This is a genomic window from Helicobacter pylori (assembly GCF_015904775.1).
In the GTDB taxonomy this organism is placed as follows: domain Bacteria; phylum Campylobacterota; class Campylobacteria; order Campylobacterales; family Helicobacteraceae; genus Helicobacter; species Helicobacter pylori_DM.
On the sequence record NZ_JADZNC010000037.1, the window covers coordinates 1 to 705 of the forward strand.

1 protein-coding gene is annotated in these 705 nt (G+C 46.0%); it reads right to left on the reverse strand.

Features of this window, described 5'->3' with window-relative positions; all coding sequences use genetic code 11:
• A partial coding sequence (locus tag I6852_RS07885) for a SabA family sialic acid-binding adhesin (protein WP_331458767.1) occupies positions 1-705 on the reverse strand: 705 nt, incomplete at both ends.

Sequence of the window (705 nt, forward strand, 5' to 3'; positions counted from 1 at the left end):
TTAGAATCAACGACTTTTGAACTGATCGTGGTGGTTACGCTTTTGCCGTCTATGGTTTGGGTTTTAGTCCCGCTTCCGTTGTCTTGTCGATTTGCTCCAGTTACTGACGGATTGCAGTTAGTATTCCCTTCCCCTGAGCATGTGTAGCTATAGGTTACATTGATCGTCCCGTTGTTTTCTTTGAGCGCGCCCAAGCCTTTCTTTAAAGCCGTTTGGAGAATTTGATAGGCTTCGTTAAGCTTTTTCATGTTATCAATACTCATAACGCCCACTCTTCCAATTTCCAGATTGTTATACCCGCAAGTGATGGAAGTGGATCGATACCCTGGCTCGTTGTTGAAGATGGTTGTTGAAGAGGTGCTTTTTTGATTACCATTACCCCCGCATTGCGTAGCATAGCCCAAGACATTCCAAAACCCCACCGCCGCATTGATCGCTAAAAGCACGGCTTGATAGGCCGGGGAATTTTTGGTATCGCCGATCAAATTCTTCGCGCTCGCGCCCAAATTTTCACGCGCCGAGTTAATTGCGCTCGGATCAGCGGACAATTTGATAAGGGTGTTTAGGGTGCTGTATCGGGTTAAAAGATTGTTCAAACTTTCATAACGATCTGAAAGATCTTGAATGCCTTTGGTGTTTTTCACCATTTGAGCGGCTTCACCGATTTGATAGCCCGCACTCATGTAAAAGCCGTCGTCTTCAGCG